Consider the following 19,070-nt stretch of genomic DNA (forward strand, 5'->3'; position numbering starts at 1 on the left):
GCTTCACGCCCAGGCCTTGCGGACCTCCGCGTAGTAGTTGCGGAAGAACGGCACCATGGCCGCGCGATTGCTGTCGACGATGGCCAGGAGCTCCGGGGGCATGACGAACTCCTCCTCCCCCAGCGCGTCGTAGAGCGAGTCCAGCATCTGCTGGTAGAAGCGCGGGAAGGCGCGGTGCCAGCCCACCTTGGGCAGCCGGATGCCGTGCTCCCACCCCATGGCCAGGTAGTGCTTGAGCGCCTCCGCGCGCGCCTCCTTCAGCGTGTAGAGGGAGATGGGCTTGCGCTCCGGCAGGAAGTCCTCGGCCACCAGGCCGCTCTGCCCGCACATCCGCCGCGCCATGTGTTGCCCCAGCAGCGGGGAGAGGAACAGCCCGTCGCGGTACGTGCCCGTGAGCAGCCACAGCCCGTCAACGGACGTCGGTCCGATGAGCGGGCACGTGTCCACGGTGACGGGCCGGTTTCCCGCCTGCCAGGCGACGAGCTGCGCGGCGCAGAGGTCCTGGTCCATCTGCTCCAGGACGCACTCCAGCAGGAAGTACATGTCGGCCGGTGTCGTGCGCAGCATCGGCCGCGCCATCAGGATGTTCGTCGCGCCGAAGTAGAGCTGGTCCCCCCCGCGGGGCATGCCATGAAGGCCACAGGCGAAGGCCCGGTTCGGCGTGCGCACCACGTGCTGGAGCGACGGCCGGGGCACCTGGAGCAGCAGCGACGTCCCGCCGCCGCTGAAGATGCGGGGGATGCGCCGCGCCAGCTCCGGTAGCTCGTCGAGCACCGCCTGCGTCCCCACGCCCATGGCGAGCACCACCTGCGAGGCGCTGAGCGCGCGGCCATCCTCCAACCGCACGCCCGTCACGCGGCCACCCTGGACGTCCAGCGTCTTGACCGCCCCATCCACGACGGAGACCTGCGGCGACTGCTCCAGGGACAGGGTGAGCGCCCGCAGCAGGCGGCTCGCGTCCACCGAGCCCTCGCGGGGAAGGAACAGCGCCTGCTTGGGCCGGCAGTCCTCCGCGGGATTCAGGCCCGGCACCTGGTTGGGGTCCAGCAGCTCGTGCGGCTCGTCCTCGTCCTTCACCGCCTGCTGGATGGCGATGAAGTTCTCGTCCTCAATCGTCCCGGACTTGGCGTTGCTGAAGACAATGGTGCCCGCGCGGACCTGGACGTGTGCGTCCTCGGGCAGCTCGCCATTGAGCTGCTCCAGCCACGAGGGCCAGAGGCGCGCGGCGAGCACGCCCTTGGCATGCTTCGCGCGGCCCGGCGCGGTCCGCAGCAAGGGCGCCGTCACCTCACCGTAGCAGCCCAGCATCGCCCCGGCGGCGGGAGACGCTCCCGCGGGACGGCTGAGGGGACCGACCACGGCGATGCGCAGACGGGGGTCCACCAGCGTCAAGGCGCGTGCGGTCGCCAGGCCCAACGCGCCGTTGCCCGCCACCACGATGTCATACGTGTCCATTCGCTCGCTGTCCTCGGTGGCATGGGGATAGGGAAGAGCGCCCGCCGCATCCGGCTCGAAGGGAGCGCGGACACGGCGGGCAGAACGTCAGGGTTTCAGGCTGACCCGCCGGGGGTCAGTCCTCCTTCTTGGACGTGTCGTTGACGACGTAGGGAGGCCACCACTGGCGCTCCGCGCTCGACCCACACGTCACGCTCGGCTCCTGGAGCAGGTCCTTCTCGGCCACCAGGTTCTTCACGGTCTCCAGCCACTGCGATCCGTTGTTCATGCCACGTCTCCTTGCTGCCGTGTTGGCTCTATGAGGGTACTGCGTACTAGTGAGTCGAGCCCCGAACGCAACTGTCGGCGCGCTTCGTCCGGGGCCACTCTCGCGCCGACAACCTCGAGGTAAGCCCGCTCCATGTCGGAGTACGTCCGGCCGTCGCTGAGTTCGAAAATCAGCCACGCATTCAAGTCGAGCCATTGGATGCGTGGCGCGGCCGGTGAGAACACCATCAAGCACTCGCCCTGCTTCGACGGGCGGACCCGCAGCCCGTTCACCTTGCGGTACGCGGCCCGCTCCTGCTCACGGGCTCGGGGGCCGGCGTCCTTGAGGAAGAGCGCGCGGTCCACGGGCGCCAGGGACTCGCTCAGCCACCGAACGAAGTCGCGCCCTTGCGGGGTGAGCAGGTGGGCCCACTCCGTCAGCAACATCTCTCCCAGGTAGCGGGCACGATCCACCGAGCGGCCGTAGCGCGAGGCGCTGTCGTTGTTCACCACCGACATCGCATGCGGGCGAGACACATACGCCGAGGGGTCCCCGAACCGCTCCGTCAGGGTGCGGTCCGCCGTGAGCGCGGCCGCCTTGAAGAGCGAGAGGTGCACGTAGACGTGGTAGGCGAACACCGTGCGGACGATGGACCAGCGGATGTCACGCCAGGGGACCTGAATGGTCTCCTCCGGACGGGCCGCGAGCGCCACCGAGCGCGTCGCGTCGAAGAGCTTCATGTGAAGCCCTTCGTGCAGCAGGCATCCGGCGACGTCCCAGGGGTTCCCGAGCTCCTCCAACGACAGGAAGATGGTGGAGGGCGTCAGGTCGCCCCCCGCGGCGGACAGGACGGTGCCCCCTTCGAGCCGGGCGCTGAGCAGCGCGATGGCCTCGATGTGGGTCAGCGCGCTCGCGCCCGAGTCAGGCAGCAGCAGGGAGAGCAGCTCGATGGAGTCGTTGATCTTCCGCTGCGCGGTGGCGTCCGGGCTCAAGAGCGTCCCGCCGCTCTTGGACTTCGCGCCGAAGACGCCGTCGAACGCGGCATGCAGCGCCCGGGAGTACGAGTCCGCGGGCCGGGCCACGTCCCACAGCCACTTCGGCACCTCCGAGCCCACCCGAAAGCGGGAGGGCATGCGCGACTCGCACAGGCCCAACGGCAGCGCATCCAGCGCGCCCGGCAGCATCTCCTCCAGCGGGTGCGGCGACGCCAGGTGACCTGCCTCCAGGCCGGAGAAGGCCTGCTCCAGCGTCAGGCGCACGAGCGGGTCGAAGAAGACGCGGCGCGCGTCGGCGTCACTGAGCGCCTCCACCGTCGACGCGGCGCGCGCCAGGGAGGGCAGCCGCTCCGCGAACAACTCCACGCCAAAGCGGTAACGGGTCATCACCTTCGCCAGGATTCGCGGCGAGTCCCCGAACACAGGGTGCTTCGACAGCGCTCGGTCAGCGGTTTGAACGACGCCCAGGACACTCGTCACGGTGCACCTCCCTCGGCGACCTGCTCAATCATCCCACTCGACTCCAGGCCCCTGAGCGTGGGCGCCAGCTGGGCCCAGGCGCGCTCGGCCCCGAGCCCCAGCGACGACGTGTACGAGGTGAGGACCTCTTCCTCCGTCTTGCCGTCACACAGCTCGAAGGCGAGCCACGCCGACAGGTTCAGGGTGACAATCTTCTGCGATGTGGGGTCCAGCGCGAACAGCACCTCCGACGCCGGAGAGCGGCGCAACGAGAGGTTCCGCCCCTGCCGGTAACGCACCGAGGACGGCGCCCGGCTGGAGCTGACCGGTGACGGCGTGGAGGCCGCGGCGCGCGGAGCGGTGTCGCCCGTGGTGACTCCGTCCACCAGGGGACGAACCGTGTCCCAGAGCCACGCGACGAGCTCGCGCCCGTAGGGCGTCACCCGGGGCGACAGTGGGCCCGAGAGCTGCGAGTGCAGGTACGCCAGCCGCTCCTCGGCCCGGGAGTAGGGCTTGACGTCGTTCTTCACCACCGACATCGCGTGGGCCGGAGCGTCGTAGTCACGAGGCGCGCCGAACTCCGCGTAGCAGTCCGGCCCCAGGTGCTTCACCGCCTCGCGGAACACCTGCATGTGCGCGTACGCGTGGTAGGCGAAGACGCTGTTGGACAGGGCCGTCCGCCGTCCCCAGGGCAGCTCCACCGGGTCGTCATCCGTCACGATGGCGCCCGTGCGAATCAGGTCGGAGAGCTTGAGGTGAATCGCCTCATGCAGGATATGGCCCGCCGTGTCCCACGGGTTCTCCAGTTCGTCCGGGTCGATGAAAATCATGCACGGCGTGCCGTCGCCCCCGGAGCCGGTGAGCATCCGGCCACGCGGGCCTCGGATGTTCGCCACGGCGATGCAGTGCAGGTGCAGGAAGACGCTCTGCGCCATCTCCGGCACCAGCCGCCGGAGCAGCTCACAGGCCCGCTCCAGGCCCTCCACCATGCGCGGCGTCGGACGGATGATTTCAACGCTGCTCTTGGCCCCTGGCATGAACCCGGTGCGGATGCTGTCGCGCAGCAGGTCCCCGACCCGCGACGGCGTGTCCGGGAGGTCCCAGACCCAGGTGCGGCCCAAAGGGCCCACCGTGAAGTCACGCCCCATCGCCTTGCGCGCGACGGACCTCCCACGGCCCTCCTCCAGCGAATCGAGGGCCTCGCCGAGCAGCGCCGGGAAGGTGTCACGCACCGCCCCTACCGGCCCCGTCGTCTCCAGCTTGCTGATGGCCGTCTCCAGCGCGGCGCGCACGAGCAGGTCACCGAACAAGACATTCACGGACGCGGTGTCCAGCGCCTCGACGCGCTCCATCAGCGCCCGCAGCCGCGCGTCCTGGCGCGACAACACCTCCAGGACGAACTTGTAGCGTTCGATGACACGCAACACGATTTTCGATGAATTTCCAAACGGCTCCTGATGCTGGAACCGATGGTCGAGCTGCCGAATGACCTCAATCTGTTGCACGCTGCTCTCTCCTCGGACGACAGACTCATCAAAAAATCCGCATCCCGGCATAAACAGCATTTCGAAATTTAAAGGTAACAACGCTTGAAGCCTGTCACAAGCACCTGACGAAGAAACAGCGTCCAGTCCTCGCTATTTCCCGCAACAACCAGACAGCTGTCTCTGGAAAGAAACTGTCTCAGTGAAGTAGCGAAGACGCTGTGCGTTGGCTCGCCCGGAGCACCGCGCCCAGCCCCAAAGACAGCCAGCAACGCATCAACCGCAGGAAGCAATTGGAGTTGAGCATGGCACGGCTGTCATGCCCGCAGCCTCGTCTTGTCTTCCCTTTCGCGCCCTCTTCTCGATTTCGGACATAGACGTCCGGGTCATGGCGCTCCATGAAGGACGCGGGCGCGCCCAATGGCCGAAAGCCGTAACGCGCATAGAGCGAATGGGCATCTCGCGTGGCGAGCAAGAACCGCCGAAGCCCTTGCAGGTCGGGATGCTCGAGCAGCGCCTCCATCATCCACTGGCCCAGGCCCCGTCCCTGGTACGACTCCAGGACGAAGACGTCACAAAGATAGGCGAAGCTCGCGCGGTCGGTGACGACGCGGGCGTAGCCCACCTGCTCTCCAGAGGAATAGAGCCCGAAGACGAGCGAGTTCCGGGCGGCCCGCTCGACCGTCTCCCGGGGAATGCCCGCGGACCAGTATGAGCGGGACAGGTAGCCATGGACGACGTCCAGGTCGATGCGCGCGGGGTCGTCGGAGGCGACGAACCCGTCATCGCGGTGGACTTCGTAGGGAATGGCCTCAGTGTGGGTGCGCATGGGCGTGACGCCATCCTACGTCCTCCCCACGTGTCGCCCGCTGTGCTGCACCCAGGGAGCAGTACAGTTCGTCGCGCGCGTCAGGGACAGGCCACCGCGACCTCGTCCACCTGGGTACGGCAGCGCATCCGCGAGTGACCTGGTCAGCGTGCTCGCCAACGAGTGCGTGGACATCGTGAACCACAACACGTCCAGCGGCGCCCGGCTCATCATCTACGAGTGCACGGGCAACCCGAACCAGCAGTGGGACTACCGCTGCCCCTCCGTCGCCTGACCGAGCGACCCGGGTGCCTGGAGGCGATTCAGGCACCGAGGGCCGCGCGGGCGTGACACGCTGAGGTTCTCCAGCGCGCCTGGGCCGGCCAGCCCAGGCGCGCCGTCTCACCAGAGGACATGCCCATGCCCCCCTCTTTGCTCCGCACGCGCCCCCTGCTCGTGCTCGTCCCGCTGCTCCTGGCGGCGGCACCCGCCCCCCATGCCCCGGCGCAGCCTCGGCTGGAGGACGCGGTCCCCGACACCTTCACCGGCGTGGAGCGCGTGGTGGCGGTGGGGGACGTGCACGGTGACGTGGACGCCCTGAAGGAGGTGCTCCGGCTCGCCGGCCTCATCGACGCGAAGGACCGGTGGATTGGCGGCAAGACACACCTGGTCCAGACGGGCGACGTGCCGGACCGGGGCGACCACACGCGAGCGGCGTTCGACCTGCTCATGCGGCTGGAGCAGGAAGCGCTCGCCGCGGGCGGACGGGTCCACGCCCTGCTCGGCAACCATGAAGCCATGAACATGCTGGGTGACCTGCGCTACGTGAACCCCGGGGAGATGGCTTCGTTCGCCGACCAGAGCCCCGAGCAGGACAGCGCCGGCTCCCCACCCGGCCTTAACGGGCACCGCGTCGCGTACAGCCTTCAGGGCCGCTACGGCCAGTGGCTGCGCAAGCACGCCGCCGTGGTGCGCATCAACGACACCCTCTTCGTGCACGGCGGCGTCGCGCCCGGCGTTCCCGGCGGAAACCTGGCCGAGCTCAACCGCTGGGTGCGCCAGGACTTCTTCCCCGACAATCCCCCCGGCGGCGCGCGGGACGCACAGGGCCCCTTGTGGTTCCGAGGCTACGCACTGGGCGAGCCGCAGGACGCCGAACCCGCGCTGGACGCGGTGCTGAAGCGTTATGGCGCCAGGCGCATGGTCATGGGGCACACCACGAACCGCGACGGTAAGGTGAAGGTGCGATTCAACGGCAAGGCGCTGCTCATCGACACCGGGCTGAGCACCGGGTACGGGCGGAACCTCGCGGCCCTGGAGCTTCGCGGCGGCAAGGTCAACGCCCTGTACCGCGAAGGCCCCGTCACGCTGGGCTCCGTGGAGCCCTCCGCCGCGCCGGCTCGCCCCGCGGGGCCGAAGGCCCGGAAGAAATGAGCAGACGCGCCCCGTCCGTCCCCGCGACTGCGCACGGGCGGTGACGCAACGTGCAATCCCTTGCACAGGCAAGACGTGCCATCCCTTCGCGCGGAGACAGGGCCCGGTGGTTGCATCCGGGCGGCCGCATGCGCCTTCCCGTCCCGCTCCTGGCGGCGTCCGTGCTCTTCGCCCTGCCCGCGAGGGCGGACATCACGCTGTTCCCCGAAAGAGAGACCTGGCTGTCCGTGGGCCCCCTGTACAGCGCGGCATTCGGGGCGGACGAGCCCGGCGCGGGCGTGGGCGGGGAATTGACGCTCAATTGGTTCAAGGGCGTGGGCGCCCTGGGCCTCTTCGCGCAGGCACAGAAGATGGAGCGCGGCAGCGCGCGGCTCTGCGCCGGGCTCCAGGGCACCCTGTTCTTCGGGGGTGTGGAGCTGGGCGTCATGCATGAAACAGCGAGCCGGACGCGCGTGGCGACCACGGGCCTGCACGTCGCGCCCTACCTGGCCTTCGTGTTCGGCAGCCTGGGCGTGCGCTTCGGGATTCCCCTGGCCGGGGACCGGGACATCGGCCCCGGCGGCGTGGAGCGGACGCGGCATGCCCGCGAGGTGGGGCTGGTGTTGACGCTCAAGCTCCCCGTCGCGCTGAGCTCGCACTCCGTCTGGGGTCCCATCTTCCCCTGGAACTAGCACTCAACCGAGCGGCATCTCGTCGCGAATCCACGCCGTGACGGAGTCGTGCCGGGGCTTCCAGTCCAGTTCGCGGCGCGCGCGCTTGCCACGCACGCGGCTGTTGGAGCCGAAAGAGTAGCGCGCGTGGCCCTCACCCCATTCGCGGCTGGCTTCCTCCACCGACCAGGATTGGACGGGCCCCAACCCGAGCCGCTGGGCGATGGCGGCGCCAATCTCCGCGAAGGAGGCCTCGCCGTTCTCCACGAAGTAGAAGGCCCCGGCGGGCGCGCGCTCCAAGGCGAGCAGGTACAGCGCCACCACGTCATCGATGTGCACGTTGGACCAGCGGTTGACGCCCTTGCCGACGATGCGCACCACGCCGCTCTTGCGCGCCTGCTTCACCAGCGGGGGAATCTGCACGCTGTCCGGACTGAGCCCGGTGCCCGTGCCGTAAATCATCGTGTTGCACAGGACGATGCCGCGCATTCCCTCGGCGCCGAGCACGCTGGTATCGACCGCGTGACGGGCCTGCTTGTCGGGCTCGACGATGAAGGGGGTGTCCTCGTCGAACACCTTGTCGGAGAGCACGTCGCCTCGGGCGTCGTCGCCAATCACGCTGGAACCACTGGTGTGGAGCAGCGGCTTGCCAGAGCCGCGCAGCCCCGCCAGGAGCGCCTCGACGGCCTCCGCGTGGTCACTGCTGGCCGCGTTGATGACCGCGTCCGCGCGCCGCGCCTCGGCTGTCAGCAGCGTGCGGTCCTCCAAGTCCCCCAGCACGGGCTCGATACCGAGCGCCGCCAACCGCTCCGCCTTCGCCTTGTCCCTGACCAGCCCTCGGATGGCATGGCCGCGGGCCTTCAGCGAGTGAGCAAGGGAGCCGCCGATGAAGCCGCTCGCGCCCGTCAGGAACAGTTGCATGGACGACCTCCAGGTTCAGTGATGCGTGCAGTCTGCGCATTCCTCCCAGGAAACGCCGCCCGCCTCAACGGACCACCGTCAGCTTCGGTGACTTCTGGGCACGCTGGCCCAGGTCGCTCTCTCCCCAGGCGCAGGGCCAGCCCCCCCTTGCGGAGGGATTCCCCCAGCTCGGTGAGGCTACGCGGGCTCCATGAGGCGTCCGACACGCGACGCGCGTGCTGCGCGATTGCTGAGCCAATCATGACGATTCCGTGAGGCTTGCCCAGCCGCGGCTCCCTACCGTCGGGGCATGACGAGGACGAGGGAGCGGCGCATGCGCAGCGACGGGGCGTTCACGATTCTGGCCGTCGGGGTCCTCGGGATGCTCGCCTGGGATGCGAACTCCACGTCAGAGGCCGTCGCCCGAGGCGCAGGCGTCGCCGCATCGTCGCAAGCCGCGAACCGCATCGAAGGAACTGGCACCCCAGGCATGGCGGCCCTGGGCTCGCTCCCTCAACCCGAAAAGAGACGGCGCATTCGTGGCACCGTGGTGGATGCGCGAGGAGTCCCACTCGCGGGCGTGCGCGTGTCCGCCCTGTCGCGGGCCGAGGAGCCCCTGGCAGAGCTACCGTGTCCCGACTGGGCGCCTGGTACAGGGGGCTCCCGCAGCAAGGAGAACCCCCTCCGGCTCATGCATGACTGCTGGCAGTCGGCCCAGGACATTCTGACGGAGTGGGTTTCCTCCCGCATGGGCGAAGCCATCCTCCAGGCAGAGACGGTCACCGACGGTGACGGCACCTACGTCTTGGATGGACTGGACGTCGGAATCCTGTCGGTCTGGGCCTTGAACGAGGACGGGGCGGCCGTGCAACAAGGCATCCTGGGGACGCACGACGGACTGCAGTTGGTGCTGGCTCCGGGTTTACGGGTGGAGGGAACCGTCTTTGGTGAAGACGTACCGCTACCAGGCGCCCGCATCAGCCTGGTCTCCGTGGCGACGGACCGATACTTCGACGGCATCGCAGGTCCGGACGGCCGGTTCCATATCGGCCCTCTGCCGTATGGGAATTACGTCCTCCTGGCGAAGCAGGATGGCTGGCGACCGGAGCTCCTCCATCTCAATGAGGCCACCGCCCTTCCATGGGGCAGCGTGCATCTCACACGGCCGCTGAACCATGCAGGCCGGGTCCTCTTCCAGGGAAGCCCCGTCGCGGGCGCCCGCGTCGAGCTCACCGCGGAGTTTCCACATGACTTCCCCTTTCAGTTCGCCACGTCCGACGCGAAAGGACGGTTTCATTTCTCCGGACTCCGCAATGGCTACGGCCTCAAAGTGTCGGCCTTCCATGAAGGGATGATTGCCAGCGAGGAAGTCACCCTGAAGGAACGAAACGGGGCTGAGTCGGTACTCGAACTGCGGCCTGCACCTCATTTCGAAGGAATCGTTCAAGACGAGGCGCGCCAGCCCATTCCAGGTGCCCGCGTCTCCGTCGTTCCGCAGCGCCTTGATATCGACTACCCGGTCACGACAACGAACCTGGATGGCCGCTTTCGTCTGGGCCCCTTCGGCCCCGACATGAACCAGGTCACGGTGTCAGCACCGGGTCATCTGGACGAATTCGTCACGCTGAGTTCCCCAGAGGCCACGTCCCCTGCCACCATCACCCTGTCTCGCGCGGTGTCCATCACTGGCGTTGCAGTCGACGCACACGGGGCGCCCGCTCCGAACGTCACGCTCAGGTTGGAGGGCCAATGCAACCCCACGGTGCCGCACCATAATCACGTGACGACCACGGACGACGCCGGCCGTTTCGAGCTGAAAGCCTGCCGCGCAGGTAATTGGGAGCTCCAAGCCGATGACCCGCGCTTCCTTTCAGACGTCGCTTCGGTGCACGCGCCCAGCGGAGACCTCCGCATCTCGCTGAAGCAAGGCCCGACCTTGCCAGGCACCGTGTTGGATGAGCACGATGTTCCCGTGCCCGATGCGGACGTCATCCTCGCCAGGCGCGAGGCGAAAGACACGCTCAGCCAAGATACATCTTCAGATGCCCAGGGGCATTTCCAGCTTGGGGCAGTTCCGCCAGGGCACTATACGGTGTGGGCACAAAAGGAGGTTCTGGGTGTCATCCGGCGAACCTTCGCCCAGGACATCGAGTTGCGAGAGGGACCTCCGCCGCAGGTGGAGCTGCGCTTTCCCGAAGGTGTGACGGTCTCCGGCATCGTGGTGACAACGAGCGGAAGGCCCCTGGAGGGCGCGACTATCACGGCCTCTCGGCAGTCACCAGTTGACGCGACAGAGCCGCCGACCGTCAGCTTCAAATGCGGCGGACCTTTCGGCGTTCGCACAGGCGCGGATGGGCGATTCGTCCTGCGGCATCTGTCTTCCGGCCCGCACACGATATCGGCCTCGATCGATGGCCATACCTTCGTCCCAGCACAATCCTCGGGAGGGACCGAATACGAGACCTTCACACTTCTTGTGAAGCCGGGGGAGGCCCCCCTCCGTATCGTCATGCAACGTGATTCACAAATCCGAGGCAGGCTCCTGGGTCCCAATGGGTCGCCCTTCTCAAATTTCGTCCTCAACAACCGCGAATTCTATGTCGACCCCCAGGACGGCGCCTTCAAATGGTCGACCCTGAAATCTGGGGTGCAGACGCTGAGATTCGATGCCCCTGGGATGGCATCACGAACCCTCACGGTCGATGTTCCCTTCGAAGGAGATGTGGAGTTGGGTGACATCCACATGAGTCCGGGGCCTTCCATCCTGGGTTCACTGCTGGACGCTACGCCTCACGAACCTGTCGCCATAGGCTGGTGACGGCACGGCCACATCCATTTCCACCGGGAGGAGTTGACGATTCCGGCCTCCGGGGAAATCGTCCCCACGTGGGTTCCCGACAGGCAGCCACTGCCATCTTCTGGGGAATGACGGAACGGTCCATGAACGACTATGAGTTGATTGGTTCACCGGGATGTGGTTCGGCCATCGTGGAGATGGCGCTGAGCATCACTGGCATCCCGCACCGCCTGACGGAGCTGCCCTACCTGGAGCCTGGTCCCGGGCGCGACCGGCTGCTGAAGCTCAATCCCCTGGGGCAGGTGCCCACCCTGATCCTCCCCGATGGCGCGGTGATGACAGAGAGCGCGGCCATCATCCTGCACCTGCACGACGTCTCGCCCCAGAGCGGCCTGGTGCCGGAACCCACGGCGCCCGAGCGCGTGCGCTTCCTCAACCTCCTGCTTCGCCTCGTGGGCGCGGTGTACCCGACGTTCACCTACGCGGACGACCCGCCGAAGTGGACCCTGCCCGGTCCCGCCGCGGACCGGCTGCGCGACACCGTCATGGAGCGCCGTGCCAACCTCTGGCGCGAAATCGAGGCCCAGGTGGGCAAGCCTCACGTACTCGGCAAGCGCTTCAGCGCGCTGGACCTCTACGTCACCGTGATGACGCACTGGCGCCCGAACAAGGCCTGGTTCATTCAGAACTGCCCCGCCCTGGCAGCAGTGGCCACTCAAGCGGAGAAGAACCCGCACGTCGCCGCAGTGCTGGAGCGCCACTTCAGTTAGAGACAGCGTCGGCTCCGCAGGGGCTCATGTCCAAGCCCCTGGCTCCTCGAGGCCCGCCTGGTCCTCGACAATCCCTCCCCGTGCCGCTTCGACATGGGACTCGTGAAGGGCATGGCCCAGCGCTTCGCGCCCGAGGCCACCCTCCCCCACGACACTTCAGCAGGGTGCCGCCAGAAGGGCGCGAATTCCTGCACCTACCACGTCCTCTGGCAGGTCAGCCCTCCCGGCGGCCTTGGGTTCAACCTTCTGCCCGCCCCGGGGTGTGGTCCGGGTCCGGGTAGGGGCGAACACGGTGCGGCGCGTCCTCGTCGTCGCCCTCCGCGCTCCCCGGCGTGTGGCCCGGCTCTTCCTCCATGTAGCGGCTCTGTCGTTCCTCCGCCTCGTCTGGCGGCTCGGACAGCGGCCGCGGCGCTTCCACATCTGGCATGGCGATGTCCTCCTCTTGGAGAAGATAGGCAGTCGTCAGTCATGCGATGGTCGCGCCCATATGACGCTCCACCGATTCCTTGGCACCGCTCGGGGGCTGCTGCGGAATGCCATCGGCATTCCCCTGACGCTGTACCTAGCGCTCCGCCCCGGGAAGAAGGAGGCGGAACGCGCGCAACGCAACGCCGAGACGCTCATCGCGGCCTGCCGCGCCTACCAGGCCCGGCACGGACAGCTCCCCGACACCCTGGAGCAGCTCGTGCCGGAGTTCCTCCCCCAGCTGCCACCCGCCAGGTTCAGCGGCCCTCACTTCGGCTTCACCTACGACGTGAGCGGCCCGGCGGACGCACGCCGTCACGTGCTGGGATGGACGGACAGGATTCCCTTCGGGCGCCCCTTCTTCGTCTTCGAGGAGGAGCGCTGGGGCTACCTGGATTGAGCGCGTCCCGGGCCCGCGAGCAGGCAGGCGGTCCCCTCTTCGCCGTGACTCCGAGGAGCGGTCGGGGCGCGTAGCGCCTCATCCGCCGCGTGCCTACCGTTCCCGGTGCGATTCACGGACCGAAGGGAGGCTCAGACGGTGCGCGGTGAAAGGCGTGTCGGAGTGTTGCTGTTCGGTTGGCTGGCCCTGCTCCTGGGGGCCTGTGGCCTTCCCCGGGATACCCACGGGACGCAGGAGCGCATCGTCCGAGATGGCGTGCTGCGCGCGGGGCTCGTGCGCCATGAGCCCTGGACGGGCCTCCAGGACGGCAAGCCCACGGGGCCTGAAGCCGAGGCGGTGGCGAAGCTCGCCGAACAACTGGGGGCGCGCGTGTCCTGGACGGTGGCCCCGGAAGCCGAGCTGATGCACGCCCTGGAGGAGCGAGCGGTGGACGTGGTCGTCGGAGGAATCACCGCGAAGTCCCCCTGGGTGAAGCAGCTGGGCGCGGGACAGCCCTACCTCACCACCCGGATGCGTGTGGGCGCGCCGCCGGGGCAGACCGTTCCGGAGTCCCTGGAGGGTGCTTCCGTCTCCGTGGCGCCGGGCAGTGACGCCGGGCCGCAGCTTCAGGCCTGGGGCGCCCGGGTTCGCGAGGTGGAGCGGCTGCATGAAGCCCCGGGCCTTCGGGCCGCCTGGGACTGGCAGCTCGATGGATGGGGATACGCCGCTGGCGAAGACGTGCTCCGCGAGGAGCAGCGCATCTGGGTGGTGCCCGCGGGCGAAAACCGCTGGCTGCTCACCGTGGACCGCTTCGTCCTCGACCACGCGGAGCCCATCCGGCGGCGCCTCCTCGCCTCCGCCAGAGCCGGTGAGACACCCACGACCTCCGAGGAGGACCGGCGATGAGCTGGCGCCAACGACGGCAACGCACCGGACATGCGCGCGGCCCGGTGGACCCGAAAGACTTGCCTGACGACAAGCACCGCGCCCTCAAGCGCGCGCAGCGGCTGGAGGCCTGGTCACTGGCGTACCTGGCGTCGGCCATCGTCATCATCTACCTCACGCTGGGCGCGTCCCAGGCCATGAAGGCGGCGTGGCTGGAGGACCTGCTCAGCCTCATTCCGCCCATCTCCTTCCTGGTGGGCAGCCGGGTGGCGCACCGGAAGCCCTCCGCCGAGTACCCCTATGGCTACCACCGCGCCGTCACCGTTGCGTACCTGGTGGGCTCGGTGGCGCTGCTCTTCATGGGGATGTGGCTGTTCGTGGAGTCCGTGCTCAAGCTGGTGCGCACCGAATACCCGTCCATCGGTACCACGCAGTTGTTCGGCCACACCGTGTGGATGGGCTGGCTGATGCTGGCGGCCCTGCTGTGGTCGGCGATTCCGTCCGTCTTGCTGGGACGGGCGAAGCTGCCACTGGCGGAGTCGCTCCACGACAAGGTGCTTCACGCCGACGCGCTGATGAACAAGGCGGACTGGCTCACCGCGGTCGCCGCCATGTTGGGCGTGCTGGGCATCGGCATGGGCTGGTGGTGGGCGGACGCGGTGGCGGCGGGGGTCATCGCGCTGGACATCGCCTGGGACGGACAGCGGCACCTGCGCACCGCGCTGGGTGACTTGATGGACCGCGCGCCGCGCACGCTCGACTCGAAGCACGCCGAGCCGCTGCCGCGCCGCATTCACGAGGCCCTGTGCGGCCTGGACTGGGTGGAGGCCGCGCAGGTGCGCGTGCGCGAGGACGGACACGTCTTCTGCGCGGACGTGCGCCTGGTGCCGAAGGAGCGGGGACCGGAGCTCGTCACCCGGCTGGGCAACGCCGCCGAGGACCTCAAGCGCCTGGACTGGCGCCTGCGCGACGTGATGCTGGTACCGGTGGACCGGCTCGGCTGACCCGGGCCCCGCGGGCACACCGTCAGCGCGTTCCGACGCCCGCGTCGCCGAAGGTGTCACAGGCCTCGAGCGTGCCCTGCTCCAGCCCACGCCGGAACCAGGTGACGCGCTGCTCGGACGAGCCGTGGGTGAAGGACTCCGGGACGACGTAGCCCTGGGCCCGCCGCTGCAAGGTGTCATCACCAATGGCGCTCGCCGCGGCCAGTCCTTCCTCGACGTCCCCCGACTCCAGCAACTGCCGCTGACGCTGGGCATGGTGGGCCCAGATGCCGGCGAAGCAGTCCGCCTGCAGCTCCTGGAGGACGGACAGGGCATTGGCCTCTTCCGAGGACAGGCGTCCGCGCAGCGACTGTACCTGTCTCGAGATGCCCAGGAGGTTCTGCACGTGGTGCCCCACCTCGTGCGCCACGACATAGGCTTGCGCGAAGTCACCGGGCGCGCCGAAGCGCCGGTCCAGTTCGTCGAAGAAGCCGAGGTCCAGGTACACGCGCCGGTCCGGTGGACAGTAGAAAGGCCCCACCGCGCTCTCCTGGAAGCCGCATGCGGACTGCACCGCGTCCGTGAAGAGCACCAGCCGGGGCTGCGCGTATTGCACGCCCACGGGCGCGAGCACTTCCGGCCAGGTGTCCTCCGTGTCCGCGAGCACGACGGACACGAAGTCCTTGAGCTCTTCCTGCCGGGGGTCCAGGCGCTGGCCCGAACCGCCCGTGCCGTCCACGCTCCGAGGGTCCTCGCCTCCGCCCAGCCCGAGCTCGGAAGGGTCTCCTCCGAGCAGCAGCACCAGCAGCGCCACGACGATGGAGGCCGCGCCGCCCCCCAGCGCCAGCGGGCGGCCCAGGCCACTGCCCCGCCGGTCCTCGACATTCGAGCTGCGACGTCCACCCTGCCACCGCATGCGGCGCCCCCCTGGCTGGTCCCTGGCGGCCTCAAGATAAGCAGCCAGGGACACGCAGGTGGATGACAGCCCCTGCCAGGCGGGACGGCCAGCAGGCAGGGGGCCGGGGTGGGCTACGGCTGGGACATGGCCTGGATGACGGGCCGCGCCTTGCCCTCATCCGCGGTGATGGAGACAACGAGCCGCTGAGAGCAGCCCTCGAACTCCTTCCGAAGGGACTCGGCCGTCACCGTCTGGAGCAGCGCGGGCCGGCGCGTCACCGTGTCCGGCTCGAAGCCCCGGACGCGCGCGGTCAGCAGCGCGTTCACCCAGGCTTCCGAGCTGATGAAGGAGACGGCCTGGGACGCCAGCATCCCCCTGCGAGCCCGCTCCAGCGCGTGCTCGGGCACTTCCTTCCCGAAGGACGAGAGCAGTTGGGTCACGGTGCTGATGCTTTCACCCATGCGCTGCACATCCACCGCGCCCTCCAGCACCAGGTGGGCCGCGCCGCCGCGCCCCAGCCAGGGCCGCGCGGAGAAGCCGTACGTCGCCCCCCGGCGCGAGCGCATCTCCCCCCAGGCGTGATTGTGAATCAGCTCCGCCATCAACGCGTAGCGCGCCTCTGCTTCGGGCGTGGCCGTGGGCAGCCGGCAGGCCAGTTGCACCTGTGCCTGGCTCGCGCCAGGACGCGGCGAGAGCAGGACCGTCGCCTCCGAAGACGCCGCCGGCAGCTCCGGCGCGGCCGGCGTGACGACGGGCGCCGCCTTCCCCCGGCTCCAACCGCCGAGGTACTTGCGCGCCAGCCCCTCCACTTCCTTCACGTCGAACTCGCCGGCGATGACGACCACCGTATTGGCCGGGCGATACACGTCCTTCAGCCATGCATCGGCTTCCGTCCAGGACACCTGGGCCAGGTCCGCGCCGGTGGCGGCGCGCGCAAAGGGATGCGTGCCATACAGCGCCTTCTGGAGGTGACGCTCGGCCAGGAACTCCGGATTCGAGTCCACCGCCTGGCGCCAGGGCAGCACCTGCTCGCGGTAGAAGCGCACCACGTCCTCGGAGGTCCGCGTGGAGTCGAGCTGCTCGGCCAGCATCGCCAGCATGTTGCCGACGTTGCCGGCCGTGCCGGAGATGCCGACGCGCAGGTGGTCGCGCTGGAACGACGAGGTCGAGTGCAGGCCCCAGTCACTGGGGCGGCCCTCGAACCAGGACTCCCGGAAGGAGCCCCAGTTGGCCAGGTCCGCCACCCCCGACTTCGCGCCGTAGGACGAACCGCCGCCCAGCGCCGCGCCGATGCGGACCACCGGGAGGCCCGGACGCGGAGCGAGCAGCACCTCCATGCCATTGTCCAGCTTGAGCACCTGCACGGGCGAATCGAGCGCTGCCGTCATGGACGGCGTCACCTGCTCGGCGGGCGTGGTCCAGGGCTCCTCGTCCGCGGACAGCGTGGCGGCCGCCGTCGCCGCGCCCGGCACCTCACCGGGACGGACGACAATCATTCGCACCCGGTCCCGCTGCAGCCACTGGTAGGAGAAGTCCGTCACCTTGCCGCCGCCGAGCCCCATCAGCGCCACCTGCGAGCGGGTGTAGGAGCGCACGTCCTGCGTGAAGTGGGTGAGCAACGCCCGGCGCTCGGTGCGGGACATGAGGTCCTCTGACTCCAGCACCATGCCCGTCACCACCTGCCGGCGCGTCGCCTGGAAGTCGAACTCGCGGCCCAGCACGGAGCCGGGCTGAATCTCCTGGACCCACGCGTTCTGCACCTGGTCCAACACCTTCCCCGCCGAGCGCGTCGGGTCGTCGCCCCGGCTGAGCCGCACCCGCACCACCAGCAGCGAGGCGCGCGTCCCCGGAATCAGGTTGGTGGAGATGTCCGCGATGTCGCCGTCGTTGCGCACCGCGCCCCAGAGGTTCTGGCCGAAGGTGGCACGCACGAAGTCCTGGACCGCGCTGGACTCGTCGAAGCCGCGCGGCAGCACCCAGGACAGATATACCTCCGGCGTGGGCACGGCGGCGGTGAAGACGGGCACCGACTTCTGGGCGGGCGTGGTGGCCGGGGCCGCGGGCTGCGCGGGCAGACGCGCCTCCAGCGCCAGGGGTGCGCCTGTCCCCACCCAGGCCTCGGGCAGGTTTGCCCGAAGCGTGGCCTCCACGGCCGCCAGGTCCACGTCACCGGCGATGACCAGCGTGACGTTGTCTGGACGGTAGTGCGCCCGGGCGAAGCGCTGCGCATCCGACAGGCTGAGCGCGGACAGCGACTCATGCGTCCCGGCGAGAGGACGCGCGTAGGGGTGTCCACCGGGGAAGGCCGCGGCGTTCAACCAGCTGAAGACCTGTCCCACGTAGCCCGTCTCGTTGCGCTGGCGGAGCTCGTTGCGGACCACCTCGCGCTCGACTGCGAACACCTCCGGGCTCACGCCCGCGAGCGGCGCGGCCAGGCGCTGGCCTTCCAGCTTCAGGAGAACGGGCAGGGCCTCCTTCGGGCCCAGCGTCTCGTAGGACGTGTAATCCAGACTGGTGGAGGCGTTGTAGAAGCCCGCGCCCGACGCCTCCAGGCGCCGCCACACCGACGGACTCCCCGCGTGGCGGGAACGGAACGCCAGGTGCTCCACGACGTGCGCCAGGCCCTCCTTGCCGCCTGGGTCACTGGAGCCCCCCGCGCCCACCACCGCGACCACCGCCACCACGGGAGAGCGGGCATCCTGCTCCACCACCACGCGGAGCCCCGAGGGGAAGCGGAAGTCCCGCAACGGGAAGGCCACGTCGCGCATGACGATCTGCCCACGCTGGGGCAGCGTGGCGCACGCGCTCAGCAGCAGCGTCAGGGCAACGACGGCGGCACGGGGCCGCCAGACGGAAGGGAGGGAGATACGCGGGCGAAACATCCAAGCTCCAAGGACGAACCCGGGAGCGGCGCGCTGGGGCATTCCCCACCGCCTCCCCCGAGCGGAAGTGAATCTCGACAGCGATGAGGCGAAGACCGTGCACGAACCGCGCTGGCCCTGGACTCAAGGCCAGACGGACGGAATGCTCATACCATCCGCGGGAAGACAGGCCAAGCGCCGGGACTTCCAGGCGCGATTGCCACATCCAGGCACCTCCGCAATTCTGGCAATCCACAACGCAACAGGACCGTCTTCGCGACGGGGGAGGCATCATGCGAGCTACGTGGATGGGCGTGGCGCTGGCCACGGTCTTCATGGGGACAGGCTGTGGCGGCATGGACCCGGGACTGGAGGACCCCGCCAGCACGGACGAGGCACACGGAGCCGAAGTCCAGGCGCTGACCACCTGTGAAGACTGCCATACCACCTACACCGCATGCATTCGTCAGGCCCTTGGGGACCCCGAGGAGACGCAGGTCTGCATCGACCAGCGGCACGAGTGCGCGCTGCAATACTGTCCGTGACGGCGCGCGCGCCGAACCCATGGCGCTGACGCGCGGGGCGGGAGGAGCGCCTCTC

At 68.9% G+C, this 19,070-nt stretch carries 18 protein-coding genes; 9 read left to right on the top strand and 9 right to left on the bottom strand.

The window, feature by feature from the left end; translation table 11 throughout:
* Positions 1 to 3: 3 nt before the first annotated feature.
* The 5 genes from FL344_RS18065 to FL344_RS18080 form a co-directional block, all read right to left on the bottom strand.
* The gene (locus tag FL344_RS18065; RefSeq protein ID WP_141619403.1) at positions 4 to 1,455 is read right to left on the bottom strand and encodes an FAD-binding oxidoreductase; all 1,452 of its coding nucleotides are present in this window, start codon (positions 1,453 to 1,455) and stop codon (positions 4 to 6) included.
* 115 nt (positions 1,456 to 1,570) lie between these two features.
* Positions 1,571 to 1,723, bottom strand: coding sequence for a hypothetical protein (locus FL344_RS38550; protein ID WP_163884630.1), 153 nt, complete (start codon positions 1,721 to 1,723; stop codon positions 1,571 to 1,573).
* On the bottom strand, positions 1,720 to 3,177 hold the full coding sequence (locus FL344_RS18070) for an HEXXH motif-containing putative peptide modification protein (protein WP_141619404.1): 1,458 nt from the start codon (positions 3,175 to 3,177) through the stop codon (positions 1,720 to 1,722). The genes FL344_RS38550 and FL344_RS18070 overlap by 4 nt, the downstream gene beginning before the upstream one ends.
* Complete coding sequence (locus FL344_RS18075; protein WP_141591885.1) at positions 3,174 to 4,661, bottom strand: HEXXH motif-containing putative peptide modification protein; 1,488 nt, start codon at positions 4,659 to 4,661, stop codon at positions 3,174 to 3,176. Before FL344_RS18075 ends, FL344_RS18070 begins: the two co-directional genes overlap by 4 nt.
* Before the next feature lie 178 nt (positions 4,662 to 4,839).
* The gene (locus tag FL344_RS18080; protein ID WP_228565152.1) at positions 4,840 to 5,469 is read right to left on the bottom strand and encodes a GNAT family N-acetyltransferase; all 630 of its coding nucleotides are present in this window, start codon (positions 5,467 to 5,469) and stop codon (positions 4,840 to 4,842) included.
* A 148-nt stretch (positions 5,470 to 5,617) separates the two neighbouring features.
* Between FL344_RS18080 and FL344_RS39770 the strand changes: the two genes are divergently transcribed.
* The 3 genes from FL344_RS39770 (at position 5,618) to FL344_RS18095 (ending at position 7,553) form a co-directional block, all read left to right on the top strand.
* Positions 5,618 to 5,743, top strand: coding sequence for an RICIN domain-containing protein (locus FL344_RS39770; RefSeq protein WP_255508223.1), 126 nt, complete (start codon positions 5,618 to 5,620; stop codon positions 5,741 to 5,743).
* A 119-nt stretch (positions 5,744 to 5,862) separates the two neighbouring features.
* The gene (locus FL344_RS18090) at positions 5,863 to 6,882 is read left to right on the top strand and encodes a metallophosphoesterase (protein WP_141619405.1); all 1,020 of its coding nucleotides are present in this window, start codon (positions 5,863 to 5,865) and stop codon (positions 6,880 to 6,882) included.
* 128 nt (positions 6,883 to 7,010) lie between these two features.
* Entirely contained in the window at positions 7,011 to 7,553 is a 543-nt protein-coding gene (locus FL344_RS18095) for a hypothetical protein (RefSeq protein ID WP_141619406.1), read from the top strand.
* Positions 7,554 to 7,556: 3 nt separating this feature from the next.
* On the opposite strand, the gene FL344_RS18100 is transcribed toward FL344_RS18095, so the two are convergent.
* Entirely contained in the window at positions 7,557 to 8,453 is an 897-nt protein-coding gene (locus tag FL344_RS18100; protein ID WP_141619407.1) for an NAD-dependent epimerase/dehydratase family protein, read from the bottom strand.
* A 313-nt stretch (positions 8,454 to 8,766) separates the two neighbouring features.
* Here FL344_RS18100 and FL344_RS18105 point away from each other — a divergent pair, with 313 nt between their 5' ends.
* A complete protein-coding gene (locus FL344_RS18105; protein ID WP_228565153.1) occupies positions 8,767 to 11,250 on the top strand; it encodes a carboxypeptidase regulatory-like domain-containing protein in 2,484 nt (827 codons plus the stop codon).
* A 107-nt stretch (positions 11,251 to 11,357) separates the two neighbouring features.
* Positions 11,358 to 11,999 (top strand): glutathione S-transferase family protein, encoded by a 642-nt coding sequence (locus FL344_RS18110; protein ID WP_141591879.1) that lies wholly within the window; start codon positions 11,358 to 11,360, stop codon positions 11,997 to 11,999.
* 238 nt (positions 12,000 to 12,237) lie between these two features.
* Here the strand turns inward: FL344_RS18110 and FL344_RS18115 are convergent, their stop codons facing one another.
* Positions 12,238 to 12,426 (bottom strand): hypothetical protein, encoded by a 189-nt coding sequence (locus FL344_RS18115; protein WP_011555432.1) that lies wholly within the window; start codon positions 12,424 to 12,426, stop codon positions 12,238 to 12,240.
* 60 nt (positions 12,427 to 12,486) lie between these two features.
* Here FL344_RS18115 and FL344_RS18120 point away from each other — a divergent pair, with 60 nt between their 5' ends.
* The 3 genes from FL344_RS18120 (at position 12,487) to FL344_RS18130 (ending at position 14,732) form a co-directional block, all read left to right on the top strand.
* Positions 12,487 to 12,864 carry a hypothetical protein gene (locus FL344_RS18120; RefSeq protein ID WP_141619409.1) on the top strand — a complete coding sequence of 126 codons (378 nt, stop codon included), beginning with the start codon at positions 12,487 to 12,489 and terminating at the stop codon, positions 12,862 to 12,864.
* A 162-nt stretch (positions 12,865 to 13,026) separates the two neighbouring features.
* Positions 13,027 to 13,749, top strand: coding sequence for an ABC transporter substrate-binding protein (locus FL344_RS18125; protein ID WP_194858478.1), 723 nt, complete (start codon positions 13,027 to 13,029; stop codon positions 13,747 to 13,749).
* The gene (locus FL344_RS18130; RefSeq protein WP_141619410.1) at positions 13,746 to 14,732 is read left to right on the top strand and encodes a cation diffusion facilitator family transporter; all 987 of its coding nucleotides are present in this window, start codon (positions 13,746 to 13,748) and stop codon (positions 14,730 to 14,732) included. Before FL344_RS18125 ends, FL344_RS18130 begins: the two co-directional genes overlap by 4 nt.
* Positions 14,733 to 14,754: 22 nt before the next feature.
* Here the strand turns inward: FL344_RS18130 and FL344_RS18135 are convergent, their stop codons facing one another.
* Together FL344_RS18135 and FL344_RS18140 are read right to left on the bottom strand one after the other, a co-directional pair.
* The gene (locus FL344_RS18135; protein WP_141619411.1) at positions 14,755 to 15,627 is read right to left on the bottom strand and encodes a neutral zinc metallopeptidase; all 873 of its coding nucleotides are present in this window, start codon (positions 15,625 to 15,627) and stop codon (positions 14,755 to 14,757) included.
* A 113-nt stretch (positions 15,628 to 15,740) separates the two neighbouring features.
* Positions 15,741 to 18,491 carry a pitrilysin family protein gene (locus FL344_RS18140; RefSeq protein ID WP_141619412.1) on the bottom strand — a complete coding sequence of 917 codons (2,751 nt, stop codon included), beginning with the start codon at positions 18,489 to 18,491 and terminating at the stop codon, positions 15,741 to 15,743.
* Positions 18,492 to 18,763: 272 nt separating this feature from the next.
* Between FL344_RS18140 and FL344_RS18145 the strand changes: the two genes are divergently transcribed.
* Positions 18,764 to 19,015 carry a hypothetical protein gene (locus FL344_RS18145; protein WP_228565154.1) on the top strand — a complete coding sequence of 84 codons (252 nt, stop codon included), beginning with the start codon at positions 18,764 to 18,766 and terminating at the stop codon, positions 19,013 to 19,015.
* Positions 19,016 to 19,070: the final 55 nt, after the last annotated feature.

Source organism: Myxococcus sp. AB036A, assembly GCF_006547355.1.
Lineage (GTDB): Bacteria > Myxococcota > Myxococcia > Myxococcales > Myxococcaceae > Myxococcus > Myxococcus virescens.

Bases quoted from the DNA above. Each gene is read 5' to 3' on its own strand.
- FL344_RS18065 (WP_141619403.1), bottom strand. From the start codon at position 1,455: ATGGACACGTATGACATCGTGGTGGCGGGCAACGGCGCGTTGGGCCTG.
- FL344_RS38550 (WP_163884630.1), bottom strand. From the start codon at position 1,723: ATGAACAACGGATCGCAGTGGCTGGAGACCGTGAAGAACCTGGTGGCC.
- FL344_RS18080 (WP_228565152.1), bottom strand. From the start codon at position 5,469: ATGCGCACCCACACTGAGGCCATTCCCTACGAAGTCCACCGCGATGAC.
- FL344_RS18090 (WP_141619405.1), top strand. From the start codon at position 5,863: ATGCCCATGCCCCCCTCTTTGCTCCGCACGCGCCCCCTGCTCGTGCTC.
- FL344_RS18095 (WP_141619406.1), top strand. From the start codon at position 7,011: ATGCGCCTTCCCGTCCCGCTCCTGGCGGCGTCCGTGCTCTTCGCCCTG.
- FL344_RS18100 (WP_141619407.1), bottom strand. From the start codon at position 8,453: ATGCAACTGTTCCTGACGGGCGCGAGCGGCTTCATCGGCGGCTCCCTT.
- FL344_RS18105 (WP_228565153.1), top strand. From the start codon at position 8,767: ATGCGCAGCGACGGGGCGTTCACGATTCTGGCCGTCGGGGTCCTCGGG.
- FL344_RS18110 (WP_141591879.1), top strand. From the start codon at position 11,358: ATGACGGAACGGTCCATGAACGACTATGAGTTGATTGGTTCACCGGGA.
- FL344_RS18115 (WP_011555432.1), bottom strand. From the start codon at position 12,426: ATGCCAGATGTGGAAGCGCCGCGGCCGCTGTCCGAGCCGCCAGACGAG.
- FL344_RS18120 (WP_141619409.1), top strand. From the start codon at position 12,487: ATGACGCTCCACCGATTCCTTGGCACCGCTCGGGGGCTGCTGCGGAAT.
- FL344_RS18130 (WP_141619410.1), top strand. From the start codon at position 13,746: ATGAGCTGGCGCCAACGACGGCAACGCACCGGACATGCGCGCGGCCCG.
- FL344_RS18135 (WP_141619411.1), bottom strand. From the start codon at position 15,627: ATGCGGTGGCAGGGTGGACGTCGCAGCTCGAATGTCGAGGACCGGCGG.
- FL344_RS18140 (WP_141619412.1), bottom strand. From the start codon at position 18,491: ATGTTTCGCCCGCGTATCTCCCTCCCTTCCGTCTGGCGGCCCCGTGCC.
- FL344_RS18145 (WP_228565154.1), top strand. From the start codon at position 18,764: ATGCGAGCTACGTGGATGGGCGTGGCGCTGGCCACGGTCTTCATGGGG.